Below are 15579 nucleotides of genomic sequence, written 5' to 3'. Positions count from 1 at the left end.
AGAAGAAAAGAGTTAAAATGAGTGAAAAAGTGTTTAAGGAAGTAAAAAAACCGGAAAAAATCAGCTCCTATTTTAAAATGGAGCTGCCGGTTTTAATAGTTGTTACGATTTCCGGAATATTATACAATGCCGGAATCGGAGTAGGACCCTACTATGAAGGTCAGTTGGCAGGAAAGCTGTATGAGGTTTTTAAAGGATACAGCACTTTTTTTGATGTTTTAAAATTGGCAATTACCTATGTGGTGGTTTTGACTTTTGTTCAGGGTATGAGAGCTATAAAAAGATATAGCGTAAGGGTTTTTTCCAATGATGTGGGACGGTTAATGAGACATACTCTTTATTCTTGTCTGATTAGGATGGATAAAGAAAAGTTAAATAAGGAGGGACTTGGGGCATTAATGACCAAGGCCATCGCTGATGTGGATATCTGTTCAGAGGGCATGAGAAAGTTTACCACAGAGGTTTTTGATACCGGTGTAGCAATGATAGTTTATATTTCAATGCTTTTGTTTTATGATTTTAAGCTTACTTTAATAGCAGGTATTTTTACTCCTTTTGCGTATTTTTTGGCCAATCGTTTAAAAAAACAGGTTGTTAGGGCAAACAGAAGGCAAAAAATGAGTGCTACACTTTTAAATCACAAAACCATGGATAGGGTTTCAAATGCCATAACCTACAGGATTTTTGGCAGGGAGGAGGCCAGAAATGAAGCCTTAGAGGAGGCTCTTAATGATTATGAGAAAAATAGTATTAAGGCTAATATCTTTGAAGGCAGTATGACACCTTTATATAATTCCCTAACCATGGCAGGAACTGTAATAATTATCTATATAGGTTCTAAAAATGTAGCCGGAAGCGGTTTTACCAAATGGGATATTGCAAGCTTTACCACCTATCTTGCGGTTTTTACCAAGTTTGCAGTTAAGGTAAGCCGGGCCGCAAAGCTTTTTAATGCAATTCAAAAGGCGGAAGTTTCCTGGGGCAGAATAAAGCCTTTGATGAAGGAAATTGAAATCAAAAAATCCCTTCTTTCACAAAAAGAAATCCAAAAAGTTAATATTGAATTTGAAAATGTTTCTTTTGGACATTTTGATAATGATAATAATTTTAAGGCATTGGCTAAAAGTCTTTCCTTTAGTGTAAAGCCCGGTCAGATAGTTGGAATTACCGGAATTGTGGCTTCAGGAAAAAGTTCTTTGGGAAAGATTTTCATAGATGAAAGTTGCTATGAGGGAAGCATTAGAATAAATGGAGAAGAATTTAAGAGTTTATCTTCGCAACAAAAACATGAATATGTAAGTTACATGGGACATGAGCCGGAACTTATGAGCAATTCAATCTATGAAAATGTGGCATTGGGAGATGAAACTGATGTGGATAAGTGGCTTGACATGGTTTGTTTGTCAGAAGAAGTTTTTGAAATGTCAGATAAAAAAGAAACTTTAGTTGGAGATGGGGGAGTAAAACTATCCGGAGGACAGCAGGCAAGATTAGCCTTGGCTAGAACTTTATCTCATTCAAGGTCAGTTATGATACTTGATGATCCCTTTAGTGCAGTAGATAAACTTACAGAGAAAATTATACTTAATAACATAAGAAAGGAATTTAAAGATAGAATCATACTTTTAATATCCCATAGACTTTATCATTTTCCGGAGTTTGACCATGTATTGTTTTTACATGATGGAAAAGGTGAGTTTTCAAATCATAAATTGCTTATGGAAAATTTTAATGATTATAAAGAACTGTTTGATAAGCAGGTTAAGAGGAAGGATTTAGATGAGGGAGATAATTAAAAAAATACTGAAAAAAAATATGGGAATTCTTATTCTTATGACTATATGTATAGTGGCTTCTGTGTTATTATCACTTTTGCCTCCACTGGCTTTGGAAAAAGTGGTCAATACCCTGACAAGTAATCAAAGAGTAGGTCTAGAACTGGCTTTTTTATATTTTGGACTTACTGTTATTTCTAATATTTGTGAGTCTGCAAAAAACAGCTCAATAACAATTGTGGGACAAAAAATTACCCATGGAATAAGAAGCATTTTAGGCGAAAAGCTAAACAGATTACCTACGGATTATTATATTAAACACGGAAGTGGAAAAGTGACTTCTGTATTTGTAAATGATGCAGATACTATTGATACACTTTTTTCTGATGGTATAGTGGGGATGTTTGCAGACGGATTTAAATTATTTGGAATTTTATTTATTATTACTTCCAAAAGTCTGGGACTTGGTATAATAATTTTTCTTTTAATGCCTTTTATTTATTTTCTTACAAAACATTTTCAAATGAAAACCCTTTTGGCCCAAGTGGATAACAGAAAGGCCATAGCCAGGGTAAATAATCATGTACCGGAAACCATTAGAAATATCAGGATGATACATGTTTTTGAAAAAGAAAAATACATGGAAGATAAATATGATGATTATATACTAGAAAGCTATAAGGCTGTAAATCGTTCCAATACCTATGACAGCTTGTATTCTCCCATTATTCTTATTATCAAGGCTATTGTAATTTTAATAATGATGACAACAGCGGCAGCAGGAGAAGATTTTCAAAAATTTTTTGGCATTAGCGTAGGTTCGGCAGTGGCAATTACCGCCTATGTGGGAAAAATATTTACACCTATAGAAGCTATTGGCATGGAGATACAAAATGTTCAATCTGCACTGGCAGGTATAAAAAGGATAGAAGAATTCTTAAAAGAAGAAGAGATATCAAAAGAACCGGAAAAAACAAAGCTTGATTATGTAAAAAAAGACTATGAAAACTGTGAAATTGTATTTGATAATGTTACTTTTTCCTACAATGATGATAAACAAATACTGAATAATTTTTCTTTTTCCATTAAAAAAGGGGAAAAAGTTACATTACTAGGAAGAACCGGTGCAGGTAAGTCCACAGTTTTTAAATTACTTTTAGGATTATATTTTCCAGATGAAGGTGCTATATTAGTAGAAGGAAAACATCCTGGGGAAATAAATTTTAAAGAAAGACGGAAAATTTTTGGTTGTGTTGAGCAGGATTTAAAGGAGGTTTTGGGAAATCTAAGGGAACAAATCACTTTATTTGACGAGGATATTACAGATGAAATGATTTGGAAGGCTTTAGATACGGTAGGTTTAAGAAATGTAGTGGAAAAACTTCCTGAAGGGCTTGAAACAAAAATGAAGGCAGGATTGTTTTCAAGGGGGCAGATACAGCTTTTATCAATTGCCAGGGCGATAGTTACTTCTCCTTCTATATTGCTGTTGGATGAAATAACTGCAAATCTTGACAGTGATACGGAAAAGCAGGTCATTGATGCCTTAAATAATGCTTCTAAAGGAAAAACAGTTTTGTCAATTTCCCACAGATTATCTACCTTTATGGAAAATGAAAAACTGATTTACCTGTAATATTTACAAATATAATAAAAAAGGATGATTTAAATGGAAAAATATTTTGACATAAACGAAAAAGGTTTCAGCGTTCGTTGTAAAATGTTTTATGCTAAAGACTTAAAAGATGTTGAATACATAGTAATAGCTACCCATGGTTTTGGTGGCAGTAAAGAAAACAAAACCATTGAAAAATTTGCTCAAAAGCTTTATTCAAAACATAAAAACTATGGGGTATTATCCTTTGACTGGCCTTGTCACGGAGCTGATGCCAGAAAAAAACTTCTTTTAGAAGAATGCATGGAATACCTTTCTTTTGTAATAGCCTATTCAAAGGAAAAACTTAATGCTAAAGATTTATATATCTATTCCGTAAGTTTTGGAGCTTATCTTACCTTAAAATACATTGTGGAAATTAATAATCCTTTTAAGAAAATAGCCCTTAGGTGCCCTGCCTTAAAAATGTATGATACCATGATAAAAGGTATCTCTAAAGAAGATATGTTAAAGCTATCAAAGAAAAAAGAGGTTTTAGCAGGGCATGATAGAAAAATGAAAATAGATCAGGAATTTTTAGAGGGACTTAAAAACAGTGATGTAATGAAATATGACTATATGGATTACGCAGATGATATTATTCTTATTCACGGAACTAAAGATGAAATGGTAAATATAGAAGACTCCAGGAAATTTTCCCAAAATAATGTAATCGAAATGTTAGAAGTTGAAAATGCTGATCACAGATTTTCAGATCCAAAGACAATGGATATTGCAATTCATACTATAGTGGAATTTTTTTCATAAAAAAACCGGTCAGTATGATATGTATCCTTTTTAACGGGCACATATCATACCGTGATCGTTTTTTTATCTGTGTGTTTTTTCGTAAGATACGTTTTCTACGGCTTTTTCTTCGTGCTTAATAAATTTGGTTTCATAATCTTTTAAATAAAAAACCGCTTCCTTAGACATTGGAATCAAGGCTATTACATTAAATATTGTCATAAGTCCGATTCCCACATCTCCAAGATCCCATACGAAAGTATAGGCAGCAAGGCATCCTATAAAAAGATTAATTAAGGCTATTGCCTTATAAATAGTCTGGCTTGTCCAGGAATCCCCAAAAACATAGGCTATGTTGGAACGGGCATAAAAGAGTATCCCCAAAAAAGTGGAGAAGGAGAAAAACCAGAGGGTAATGGCAATAAAAATAACTCCGGCATTTCCAAAATGATAAGACATAGCCTTTTGTAAAAGGTCCATTCCACTTAGACCTGATAAAACATTTTCCGGAACAAGTAACATTACAAATGCGGTACAACTGCAAATAAGTATTGTATCTATAAACACTCCTAAAGATTGTAAAAGTCCTGATTTTGCCGGATGATCCACATCTGCTGCTGCAGCAGCACAAGGAGCAGAACCGCTACCTGCTTCATTGGAAAAAAGGCCTCTTTTTACACCATTCATAAGTATGGCTCCAAATCCACCGGAAACTGCCTGTCGAAGTCCAAAAGCTTCATTGAAAATCCTGGCAAAAACCGAAGGAATCAGGGAAAAGTTGTTTATAATTACAAATAATGTCAATAATATATAAAAGCCGGCCATTAAAGGTACTATAAAATCCAAAACTTTTACGGTAACATTCTTTTTTAAAACAATGTAGGCTCCCGGAAGACAAAGAACTATTGCAGTTATAAGGGGCGGTACATTAAAGGCATTTTCAAAAGCTGATGATACAGAATTTCCGATTACCTGACTGATTCCACACCAGCAAAGCAGTCCGGAAAGGGAAAATAAAACAGCCAGTATGCTTTTGTTTTTATTTTTTGCAAAAAGCTTGTGAAGATAATAGGCAGGACCACCTCTAAAGCCACCGTATAAAGGGTCTTTGCTTTTATGAACCTGTGCAAGAGTAGCTTCTATAAATGCAGTTGATGAACCAATAATAGCAGTTATCCACATCCAAAATACCGCACCGGCACCTCCTGCTGAAACAGCTGCTACGACACCTACCAAATTTCCCATACCAACTCTTGTGGCTGTGGATACTATAAGGGCTTCAATACCGGAAACACTGCTTCTTTTATTGGAATTTCCACCTTTATGAGCTGCCACTTTAAGCATTTCAGGAAATAATCTGACAGGTAAAAATCTTGTAATTATAGTTGAAAAAATCCCCAGGGGAATTAGAATAATGATTAATAATGATAAACCAAGGGACGAGCCGTTTAAAAGCGGGATTGTAATTAAATCTCCCCATAAAAAATCATAAATCGCTTGTAATACTTTCATAGTTACCTCTCTTTTTGAACAATATCCTTTTATTATATAATGAATGGGATAATTTGTAAATTAATCATTCTTAAGAAAAAAACTCTTTAAAGTTAAAAAAAGTATTGTAGAATTATAAATAAGAAAAAATACTTGTCGATTTTACTAAAAAGATTAAGGGAGGAATGTTATGAACAAAACAATGAGAAAAATTCTTATTTTAGCCGGATTTGGTATTATTTCTTTAAGTTTATTTTCCTGTGAAAAAAAAGAAGATAAAGAATGCAGTGACACATCCATAAGTGAGGACATTGGAGTGAGAGAAAACGATGTAGACGTAGTTCAGGTCAAAAAACCTGTAATTTATCTATATCCAAAAGAAGAAACAAAAGTGTCTGTAAGCCTTGATTATAAAGGAGATTTTTCCTGTATCTATCCTGCATTTGACCATGATAATACCTGGGTTGTTACAGCTACACCTGAAGGAGAAATAAAAGATAATAATGGACAGCTTTATAATTATCTTTACTGGGAGGGAGTTTCCAAAGAGGAATACGACTTTTCAAAAGGATATTGCATAAAAGGAAAAGACACTGAAAAATTTTTGGAAAAAGAACTTAGTAAACTAGGCTTAAACAGAAAAGAAGCCAACGAATTTATAGTATACTGGCTTCCACTAATGAAAGATAATAAATATAATGTCATATCTTTCCAAAAGGAGGCTTATACAGATAGTGCAAAGCTTATTTCAAGTCCCAAGGCAGATACTCTTATAAGAGTATTTATGGCCTGGTATGCCAGTGATGAATTTGTAAACATTAACGAGCCTGATGATGACAAAACCCCGATACGACAAGGTTTTACCATAGTTGAATGGGGCGGAAGTAAGGTTAAATAATGAGAGAAAGGGTGAGAAAATGAAGAAAAAAATTTTTATTACATTATTTTTAATTATGATTTTTATGATGTTTTCTTTAACGGCTTGTCAAGAAACTAAAATAAAAGAAGAAAAGGAATATAAGCCTGTTATTTATCTTTATCCAAAAGAGGAAACTGATGTATCGGTAAGTCTTGATTATGCAGGAGATTTTACCTGCCTTTATCCGGAATTTAGTCAGGATAATACCTGGAAAGTAAGAGCTTATCCAGATGGAAGCTTAAAAGATGCTAGTGGAGAAACCTATAATTATCTTTTCTGGGAGGGAGAATCTGATATAGAATATGATTTTTCAAGGGGATATTGCATAAAAGGAGAAGATACAAAAGATTTTTTGGAAGACGAACTAAAAAAACTTGGTTTAAACAGAAAAGAAGCCAATGAATTTATAGTATTCTGGCTTCCAAAAATGAAGGACAACAAATATAATGTAATTTCCTTCCAAAAAGAAGCCTATACCGATAATGCCAAATTAAAAACTACACCTGAAACAGACAGTCAAATCAGGGTTTTTATGGCTTGGTATGATAGCGACACATTTGTAGAGATTAAAAAGCCAAAAGAAGAAAATTGTCCCCAAAGAAAAGGCTTTACATTAGTTGAATGGGGCGGATGTAAAGTTAAATAATTAATAAAGAGGTTAATAAATGAAAAAAAGAAAACTTATTTTAGTAATTTTAATGATTGTAATTGAAGCAAACCTTTTAACGGCATGTAGATTTTTTATAGACCCTAATGAACAGGAGGAAGTGGCAAAGCCTGTAATTTATCTCTATCCAAAAGAGGAGATGGATGTGTCTGTAAGCCTTGATTATATAGGAAAATTCACCTGTCTTTATCCGGAATTTAGTCAGGATAATACCTGGAAAGTAAGAGCTTATCCAGATGGAAGCTTAAAAGATGCTAGTGGAGAAACCTATAATTATCTTTTCTGGGAGGGAGAATCTGATATAGAATATGATTTTTCAAAGGGATATTGCATAAAAGGAAAAGACACAAAAGATTTTTTGGAAAAAGAACTAAAAAAACTTGGTCTAAACAGAAAAGAAGCCAATGAATTTATAGTTTACTGGCTTTCAAAAATGAAGGATAACAAATATAATGTAATTTCCTTCCAAAAAGAGGCTTATACCGATAATGCCAAATTAAAAACCACACCTGAAACAGATAGCCAAATTAGGGTTTTTATGGCATGGTATGATAGCGACACATTTGTAGAGATTAAAAAACCAAAAGAAGAAAATTGTCCCCAAAGAAAAGGCTTTACATTAGTTGAATGGGGCGGATGTAAAGTCAGATAGATATATATATAAAATAAACTTATGAAAAAAGAGATTCAGATACCATTAAAAATGGGCATTTGAACGCAGTGGCACTTTGTGCCACTGCGTTCATGAGGAAGTAGCGAAGCGGATTCTGAGTGTCCGCTTTACTCTTTTTTTATTATAAAAAATCTAAAGAAAAAAATAATAGACTGACTTATTTAAAGATGCCTTTAAAATGCTATATAATATTTATTTTTAAAGTGACGATAGAAAGGTATAGGAAATATTTCCCATATAGGATATCATATCCTTAATAAAGGAGGGACATAAATATGATATTGTTACAGGAATCAGTCAATTCTTTGACGATGGATATGTTAAAAATATATACCACCATAGGTTTGTTGTGCATAGCATTACTTTTCTTTGTGGCATACAAGGAGCAATGTTCTTCGGTTTATACCATAGCCAGAGTATATGCTGTAAGGGTGTGCGTATTCAGTATTCTTTTAATGATTGATAATATGGTATGGAAATGTTTTGACCTTGGTGTAAAAGACATGACAGAAGATATGCAGATGCTGATTAATGCCTTTTATTTTATTTTTGATGTAATGATTTATTATAATCTGGTTTTATATTTTGACTATTCCTGTGGAAAAATATACAAAAAGAAAGAAAAATTCCTCTTGTTTTTACCCTTTGGATTTACTATTCTTTTGCATATTTTAAATCTTAAATACAGATTTTTATATACAGTAGTGGAAGTAGATGGTTTGCTGGATTACAGGAGGGCACAGTATTATTTTTTAGGAAATATTTTGCCCTACGGAATAGTGGTAGTGAATGCTTTAATCAGGTTGTCTAATTATTTGAAAGCCAAAATAAGTACCGGGAAAGCAGATAGCAAAAATACTTTGTCAATATTGATATTATCCAGCAGTATTTGCATCGCCAGTATAAAAAATGTGGATTTTGACCCGGTTCCCATATATGTAATTGTATTAGCAGTGGGATTTTTCCTTTACTATTTCCATGAAGTGGAATTTCAGGTTTCTTTGGACCCTCTTACAAAACTTATGAACAGGAGAGAGTTTAATTTTAATCTGGATAGGTTGATTGCCAATTATAAAGCTTATGAAAAAAATAAAATATATCTGATTATGATAGATATAAATGACTTTAAAGAAATAAATGATAAATATGGTCATGATGCAGGAGATGAAGTTTTAAGCAATATAGCTGAAGAAATGAAAAAAACTCTTGGTAAAAACAGGGATAATAAAAGCTATATTTACAGGTTTGGTGGAGATGAATTTTCTATAATTTTACTATGTGAAGGGGAAGAGGAAATAAAAGCTCTTTTGAAAAAATTAAATGAAAGAATGGGCAATATAAAATATAGTGATGAATCGAAATTAAATGTATCCTTATCCTATGGTTTTTACGCCTACGAAAGTTGGATGCAAAAAAATGATTTAATAAATGCAGCTGATAATGAGCTTTATAAAAACAAGAGAAAATATCATGCAATGAAGGATAGCAACGCCGGGAAAAAAATAATTCTTAAATCCAAGGAATTAAAATTTAATACATAAAGCTTTAACTATCTAAAATAATATGCCGCCCTTAGGGGCGGTTTTGTTCATATTTTTCTTTTTAACCCAATATTCTAAGAGATGTCATTGGTAAAAATGTAGAAAAACAAAAAAAATATGGTTTTTTACGAGAAATTTGCATATATCCTTTGCAATTTAATCAAAAATATGTAAAAATTAAACGACCCCTTAAAGTTTACATTCATTTAATAAAATGTTTATCGGAATTACAGGTTTTCTAAGTATAATGAACTAAGCAAATAAATTAAACCGGTATTCTAAGAAAAATTTAAGAAATATATTGTATAATGTTAATTTTTTTATCTGATAATGGTAAGAAATGAAGACAGTTCTTGTCTGGCTTAAAAAAGCCGATTTTAGATTCGGGGATTAAATTGACATTAAAAAAAATAGGTACATATAAGATTGAGGAGACAATTATGCAAAAATTTGAGTTATTCGTGGATGTCGTTTGGACAATATTAGAAATTGCGCCAATGCTAGTTATGGGATGGCTTGCTTTTATATTGGTCTTTGGCTTAATAAAAAGAAAAGCCCTGGTCAAAGCTTTTTCAGATTACAAAAACCGTTTTGCAATTATAGTCTGTGCACATAATGAAGAAAAAGCTATTGGAAGTTTGCTTTCAAGTTTAGGTGACCTGGATTATGATAAAGATAAATATCATGTATATGTTATATGTGATCATTGTACTGATAAGACTGCTGAAATAGCAGGAAGCTATCCTTTTGTAACCGTAATGGAAAGAAATGAAGGGCCTACAACAGGAAAAGGTGTTGTTTTATCCTGGGGACTTCCAAGGATATTAAAAATGACAGAAAAAGACAGTTGTGATGCTTTTGTATTTTTTGATGCCGATAATGTAGCCAAGGCAGATTTCCTTACGGAAATGAGCAAGAAAATGAACCAGGGTAATGATATTATCCAAGGTAACCGTTTAGGAGGAAGACCATACAATACCTATGTTACAAAATGGTATACATTATATTGGGCTTCATATACAACATATTTTTCCTATGCCAGAGAAAAACTTAATCTTTCGGCTTTCCTTACAGGAACAGGATTTGTGGTAAAAAGAGATTTGATAGAAAAAGAGGGCTGGGATACTTCAACTATTACAGAGGATGTGGAATACAGCATCCAAAACTGCATCAAAGGAAGAAGAGTTGCATTTTGCATCTCCGCTATATGTTTTGATGAACAGCCTTCAGAGTTAAAAGTAATGATGAATCAGCTTTCCCGTTGGACAACAGGAAGCTATCAGATTTTGAATAAGTATTTTTACAGCATAATTAGAAGTAAAAACGAAAGATTTTTACAAAAACTTGACAGTTTGATGTTTTTATTAATGGGTCCATGCTCATGGCTATCGGCTATTATAACAGCATTAAACATGCTCATAATTCTTTGGAAGCTTCCGCTTTATGCATGTCTTCCGGCAGTCATTCTTGGTGTTGTAGGGCTTATGACAATGTATATAGCAGTTTATGGAGCTGCAAGGTACAATAAAATTGAAAGTGAAGGAATGTTTTTTGCATTACTTACATTTCCTTTATTTACATTTGCCTATATGATTTGTTCAATAAAGACATGCTTTAAACCAAGCACAACATGGGTTAAGATTGAGCATAAATCATTAGACAGAGCGCAGGTGTAAGAAATGACCGAGAGTAATTTAAATAAAAAAATAAAAAAAATAATAAAGAGGATGACCGTTTTGGAAAAAGCGGTCATTCTTAGTGGGAAAAACTCCTGGGAAACCCATGAGATACCCGCATTAAATATACCATCCATCACCTTTAGTGACGGACCAAACGGAGTAAGAAAGCAGGCAGGAAAAGGAGATCATTTAGGACTTAATGATTCTCTTCCATCTACCTGCTTTCCTACTTTGGCAACATTGGCAAATAGTTGGAATACCGAATTGTCTTTCGAAGTTGGAAAGGCCTTGGGCCAAGAGGCTAAGGCTTTAGGAGTAAATGTTTTATTGGCTCCGGGACTTAACATAAAAAGAAGCCCTCTTTGTGGTAGAAATTTTGAATATTTTTCAGAAGATCCTTACCTTTCGGGTAAAATGGCAGCAGCTTTTGTAAGGGGAGTACAATCCCAAAAGGTATTTGCCTGTCCAAAACATTTTGCCGTAAATAATCAGGAAAATCAGAGAATGGCAAAAAATTCCGTGGTGGATGAAAGAGCCTTAAGAGAAATTTATTTAACAGCCTTTGAAATTGCAATTAAAGAAGGAAATGCCCATTGCATAATGACCAGTTATAACGAGGTGAACGGTGTCTATGCCAATGAAAATGCCCATTTATTAAGAGATATTTTAAGGGGAGAATGGAAATACAAGGGTATGGTTGTAACTGACTGGGGCGGTTCAAATGACCATATTTCAGGGGTAAAAGCAGGTTCTACAGTAGAAATGCCATGTCCCGGTTTTGATTCGGCAAGAGCTTTGTTAGAAGGACTTAAAATCGGAAAAATTATTGAAGAAGAGATAGATGAAAGAGTTGAAGAATTATTACATGCCATTTATCATCTTACAGATTTTAAAAATAAAGAGGAAAAATCAACAAGTCCCAAGCTTTCAAAAGAGCTTATAAACTCCCACAATGAACTTGCCGGAAAGGTCTTAGAAGAAAGCATTGTCCTGTTAAAAAACAAGGATAATATATTGCCTCTAAAAAAAGAGACAAAAGTTGCAGTAATAGGAGATTTTGCAATTTTACCTCGTTATCAGGGGGCAGGATCTTCTAAGGTAAATGCTACAAAGCTAGAAAGCATAAAAGATGTGGTTTACAATTATTTTCCTGAATGTACCGGAATAAAAAGGGGATATCAAAGATGCAGTCTTGTGGATGTTAATAATGAAAATGAGGCTTTAAAGCTGGCAGAAAAATCTGATGTATTGCTGTATTTTTTCGGGCTTGATGAATCCAGTGAAATAGAGGGAATGGACAGGAAAACCTTAGGAATTCCTGAAAACCAGATTTCTCTTTTAAATAAACTTTTTATGACTAATAAGCCTGTAGTTGGCATACTAAGTGCCGGTTCAGCTGTAAAAATGCCCTGGCTTGATAAATGTCAGGGGCTTATTCATACCTATCTGGGTGGACAAAACAGTGCAAAAGCCATTCTTAAGGTTTTGTGCGGTCAGATAAATCCTTCAGGGAAATTAAACGAAAGTTATGCCAAAAGATATTGTGATTCTCCGGCAGCCTCCTATTGGCATGCCAAAGGAAGAGATTGTGAATATAAAGAGAGCATATTTGTGGGTTACAGATATTATGACAGGGCAAAAAAAGACCTGTTATTTCCCTTCGGATTTGGCCTTTCCTATACAGAATTTGAATATTCAAACCTTAAAATAAGTCATGATAAAGTAAGCTTTACACTTACAAATACGGGAAAATATTCAGGAGCGGAAATTTCCCAGCTTTATATAGGACTTTCTGATTCAGAAATTTTCAGACCATTAAAGGAGTTAAAAGGTTTTTCCAAGGTGTTTTTAGAAGCAGGTCAGTCAAAAACAGTTACTATAAAGCTTGATGATAAAGCTTTTAGATACTGGAACAGTGCTACTTCTTCCTGGGAAATAGAAGAAGGCTATTACCAGTTTTACATTGGAGCCAGTGTAGAGGATATAAGACTTTCTGCTTTGTATTATGTAAAGGGAACAAGTCAGACATTTCCTGAAAAAAATCCGACTCTTTTGCCTTATTACAAAGCTCATATTAAAAAAATCAGCGATAAAAGCTTTAATGCCCTTATGACAAGGGAAAATGGCAAAGGAATTGTTATAAATAAAAAGCATAATCATAAAAAGCACAGAAGAAAACTGGATATCAATGATGCCCTTAGTCAAATGGATAAAGCACAAAGCGTATATGCAAGAATGTTTCACAGATTTCTGGTAAACAAAATGATTAAGGCACAAAGAAATAATAATCCTGACTTAAATACATTATTTATTTATAATATGCCCTTTAGGGCAATGGCCAAAATGTCCGGTGGAGCAATTGACATGAACATGGCTCATGCCATTTTGGAAGTAGTAAATGGAAATTTATTTAAGGGTAGTTTCAGACTAATTAAAGAGCATTTGAAAAATCACAAGAAAAATAAAAAAGTAGAGCGTCTTCTTAAAAAGAGAAAATAAAGCCTTTGTTTTGGGGGTCACCTCATTTACAAGGGCTTTTTTCTTTTGGAAAAAATCTAAAAAAATCATTAACGGATAACAAATAAAAACGATAAATACAATAGGATATTTAGTAAGAGTAAATATTGCAAGGAGGAGTCAAATGTATCTGGGAATCGATTTGGGAACCAATAATACGGTGGTGGCCTATACATATGCAGACAGTGATGACAAATTGATAACAAAGGTTATACAAATGGGTCAGATCTTTAACGACAGTTGGGAAAAATTTCCTATGCTTCCTTCTGCGGTTTTTTTTGGCAATATGGGCATCGTAGTGGGAAAAGAGGCAAAAAAATATAAAACTGTCTATAAAAACAGGGTTATTTTTAATCCCAAGCAATTTGCAGGTACAGTAAAAAAATGGAATATTGGTGGGAGAGATTACGAACCCAAAGATATTTTAGGTATGATTTTGAAGCATTGCAAGATAAATATAGATAAAGAAGAGGATGTAGACTACGAATTGGTTGTATTAACTGTTCCAGCCTCTTTTGGTCCCGAACAGATAAGCGATATTTTAGCAGCAGCTAAACTTGCAGGTTTTGATGAAGTAAATATTGCTATAAAACATGAACCTGTTGCGGCACTTTTAGCATATTTGTATGATAATTCAGAAAATATCATTGAAGATGATATTTTGGATTTTTCAACTGAAAAAAGAATAATGGTTTTTGATCTTGGAGGTGGAACCTGCGATACATCTATAATTGATGTTATTATTCGGGACGACGAAATAAATTTTAAGGAAATAGGAATCGGGATATATCAGGAACTTGGTGGAATGGACTTTGATGACAGGTTTGCAGTGGGACTTTTAAATGATTTTATGGAAAAAAAGGTAAACAGGGAGCTTAGTAAGGATGAGATTATGGAATTGTTCTTAAAGCTTCGTTCTGCAGCAGAGGTTATAAAGGAAAAAATTTCCGCAAAAATAGAAGCGGCTACTTTGGCAGATGAAAATATTGATCCGGAAAAACTTGAAATAAGACATGTCATAACTTCTTTTTTTGAGGGGGAAACATATAGAATTCGTATGACAAAGGCTAAATATGATGAATATACCAGGGACTTTTACAATGATGAAAATGTCAATTATAAAAAATGTGAGGAAATGGAACAGCATAAAAATATCATTGGTGTAATAAGAAAGACTTTGGATGATTATGCTATTGACAAAAATTCTATAGACTATGTTTTTGCCACAGGGGGCATGAGTCAGCTTAAGACGGTTCAGGATAAACTTAAGGAATATCTTGGATGTGAGATTATTGTTCCAAAAGATCCAATGGAAATCGTAGCCAGGGGAGCCTCCCTTTATCCTTTTTTTAATACAATGGAAAGAAAGGAAGTTGGCCATGTTATTGAAGACGGATTTAAAAATCTTGATATAGAAAATGAGTTTGAAGAAGAAATAGACTTAAAAAAAGAAATAAAAACGAAAAAAAACAGAAAGAAGAAAAGAAAAATGGAAGACAATATGATGATGGCAGAAGCCATAATGCTTGATATGCAACAGGGTCTTCCAAAGGTAATTATTCCAAGAAAAACGGAAGTGCCTTTTGAATCGGAAATTTTAAATGAGTATAAAACTACATCTCCTTCAGGGATAAAATTAAATATTTATACAGGACAAGATCAATATGATTCCTCCATGAGAATTCAAAAAAGCTTTGAAAAGAAATTTAAGTATCCGGTGTCTAGTGGTACTCCTTTTGATATTAAATATAAAATAAATTCCAATAAGGCCATAGAAATTACAATAGTTATACATGATGAGAAAGAACAGGTTCTTGAGATGTATATAGACAGTGATTTAAAGATTGAACGCAGTGTAAGCAATCCCCCGCTTCAAAAGCGTAAGCTTTAAGCGGGGGTATAAGCTTACTAGTGTC

General features: G+C 33.4%; 11 protein-coding genes. 10 read left to right on the top strand and 1 reads right to left on the bottom strand.

Going from position 1 to position 15579, the window contains the following annotated elements; genetic code table 11:
* The first annotated feature begins 17 nt into the window (after window positions 1-17).
* From BM153_RS03770 to BM153_RS03760, 3 genes are read left to right on the top strand one after another with little or no spacing between them, the layout of a single operon-like run.
* Entirely contained in the window at window positions 18-1796 is a 1779-nt protein-coding gene (locus BM153_RS03770; protein ID WP_092870916.1) for an ABC transporter ATP-binding protein, read from the top strand.
* A complete protein-coding gene (locus tag BM153_RS03765; protein ID WP_092870914.1) occupies window positions 1780-3411 on the top strand; it encodes an ABC transporter ATP-binding protein in 1632 nt (543 codons plus the stop codon). Before BM153_RS03770 ends, BM153_RS03765 begins: the two co-directional genes overlap by 17 nt.
* 33 nt (window positions 3412-3444) lie before the next feature.
* Window positions 3445-4197 carry an alpha/beta hydrolase family protein gene (locus BM153_RS03760; protein WP_092870912.1) on the top strand — a complete coding sequence of 251 codons (753 nt, stop codon included), beginning with the start codon at window positions 3445-3447 and terminating at the stop codon, window positions 4195-4197.
* 63 nt (window positions 4198-4260) lie between these two features.
* Here BM153_RS03760 and BM153_RS03755 read toward each other — a convergent pair whose 3' ends face one another.
* Complete coding sequence (locus tag BM153_RS03755) at window positions 4261-5688, bottom strand: alanine/glycine:cation symporter family protein (protein WP_092870910.1); 1428 nt, start codon at window positions 5686-5688, stop codon at window positions 4261-4263.
* A 169-nt stretch (window positions 5689-5857) separates the two neighbouring features.
* Here BM153_RS03755 and BM153_RS13920 point away from each other — a divergent pair, with 169 nt between their 5' ends.
* The 7 genes from BM153_RS13920 (at window position 5858) to BM153_RS03720 (ending at window position 15554) form a co-directional block, all read left to right on the top strand.
* The gene (locus tag BM153_RS13920; RefSeq protein WP_092870908.1) at window positions 5858-6565 is read left to right on the top strand and encodes a hypothetical protein; all 708 of its coding nucleotides are present in this window, start codon (window positions 5858-5860) and stop codon (window positions 6563-6565) included.
* A gap of 19 nt (window positions 6566-6584) precedes the next feature.
* Window positions 6585-7232 (top strand): hypothetical protein, encoded by a 648-nt coding sequence (locus tag BM153_RS13915; RefSeq protein ID WP_092870906.1) that lies wholly within the window; start codon window positions 6585-6587, stop codon window positions 7230-7232.
* Window positions 7233-7251: 19 nt separating this feature from the next.
* Window positions 7252-7905 (top strand): hypothetical protein, encoded by a 654-nt coding sequence (locus tag BM153_RS13910; RefSeq protein ID WP_092870904.1) that lies wholly within the window; start codon window positions 7252-7254, stop codon window positions 7903-7905.
* 296 nt (window positions 7906-8201) lie between these two features.
* Window positions 8202-9467 carry a GGDEF domain-containing protein gene (locus tag BM153_RS03735; protein WP_092870902.1) on the top strand — a complete coding sequence of 422 codons (1266 nt, stop codon included), beginning with the start codon at window positions 8202-8204 and terminating at the stop codon, window positions 9465-9467.
* Window positions 9468-9907: 440 nt separating this feature from the next.
* Entirely contained in the window at window positions 9908-11143 is a 1236-nt protein-coding gene (locus BM153_RS03730) for a glycosyltransferase family 2 protein (RefSeq protein ID WP_092870900.1), read from the top strand.
* Between the two features lie 51 nt (window positions 11144-11194).
* A complete protein-coding gene (locus tag BM153_RS03725; RefSeq protein ID WP_242949067.1) occupies window positions 11195-13645 on the top strand; it encodes a beta-glucosidase in 2451 nt (816 codons plus the stop codon).
* 142 nt (window positions 13646-13787) lie between these two features.
* Window positions 13788-15554, top strand: coding sequence for an Hsp70 family protein (locus BM153_RS03720; protein WP_092870896.1), 1767 nt, complete (start codon window positions 13788-13790; stop codon window positions 15552-15554).
* Window positions 15555-15579 lie beyond the last annotated feature (25 nt).

This window comes from Acetitomaculum ruminis DSM 5522, assembly GCF_900112085.1.
GTDB classification, from domain to species: domain Bacteria; phylum Bacillota; class Clostridia; order Lachnospirales; family Lachnospiraceae; genus Acetitomaculum; species Acetitomaculum ruminis.
Note: the sequence above shows the minus strand (reverse complement) of the source record. Positions and strands in the feature narration are given on the sequence as shown.

Bases quoted from the DNA above. Each gene is read 5' to 3' on its own strand.
- BM153_RS03770 (WP_092870916.1), top strand. From the start codon at position 18: ATGAGTGAAAAAGTGTTTAAGGAAGTAAAAAAACCGGAAAAAATCAGC.
- BM153_RS03765 (WP_092870914.1), top strand. From the start codon at position 1,780: ATGAGGGAGATAATTAAAAAAATACTGAAAAAAAATATGGGAATTCTT.
- BM153_RS03760 (WP_092870912.1), top strand. From the start codon at position 3,445: ATGGAAAAATATTTTGACATAAACGAAAAAGGTTTCAGCGTTCGTTGT.
- BM153_RS03755 (WP_092870910.1), bottom strand. From the start codon at position 5,688: ATGAAAGTATTACAAGCGATTTATGATTTTTTATGGGGAGATTTAATT.
- BM153_RS13920 (WP_092870908.1), top strand. From the start codon at position 5,858: ATGAACAAAACAATGAGAAAAATTCTTATTTTAGCCGGATTTGGTATT.
- BM153_RS13915 (WP_092870906.1), top strand. From the start codon at position 6,585: ATGAAGAAAAAAATTTTTATTACATTATTTTTAATTATGATTTTTATG.
- BM153_RS13910 (WP_092870904.1), top strand. From the start codon at position 7,252: ATGAAAAAAAGAAAACTTATTTTAGTAATTTTAATGATTGTAATTGAA.
- BM153_RS03735 (WP_092870902.1), top strand. From the start codon at position 8,202: ATGATATTGTTACAGGAATCAGTCAATTCTTTGACGATGGATATGTTA.
- BM153_RS03730 (WP_092870900.1), top strand. From the start codon at position 9,908: ATGCAAAAATTTGAGTTATTCGTGGATGTCGTTTGGACAATATTAGAA.
- BM153_RS03725 (WP_242949067.1), top strand. From the start codon at position 11,195: ATGACCGTTTTGGAAAAAGCGGTCATTCTTAGTGGGAAAAACTCCTGG.
- BM153_RS03720 (WP_092870896.1), top strand. From the start codon at position 13,788: ATGTATCTGGGAATCGATTTGGGAACCAATAATACGGTGGTGGCCTAT.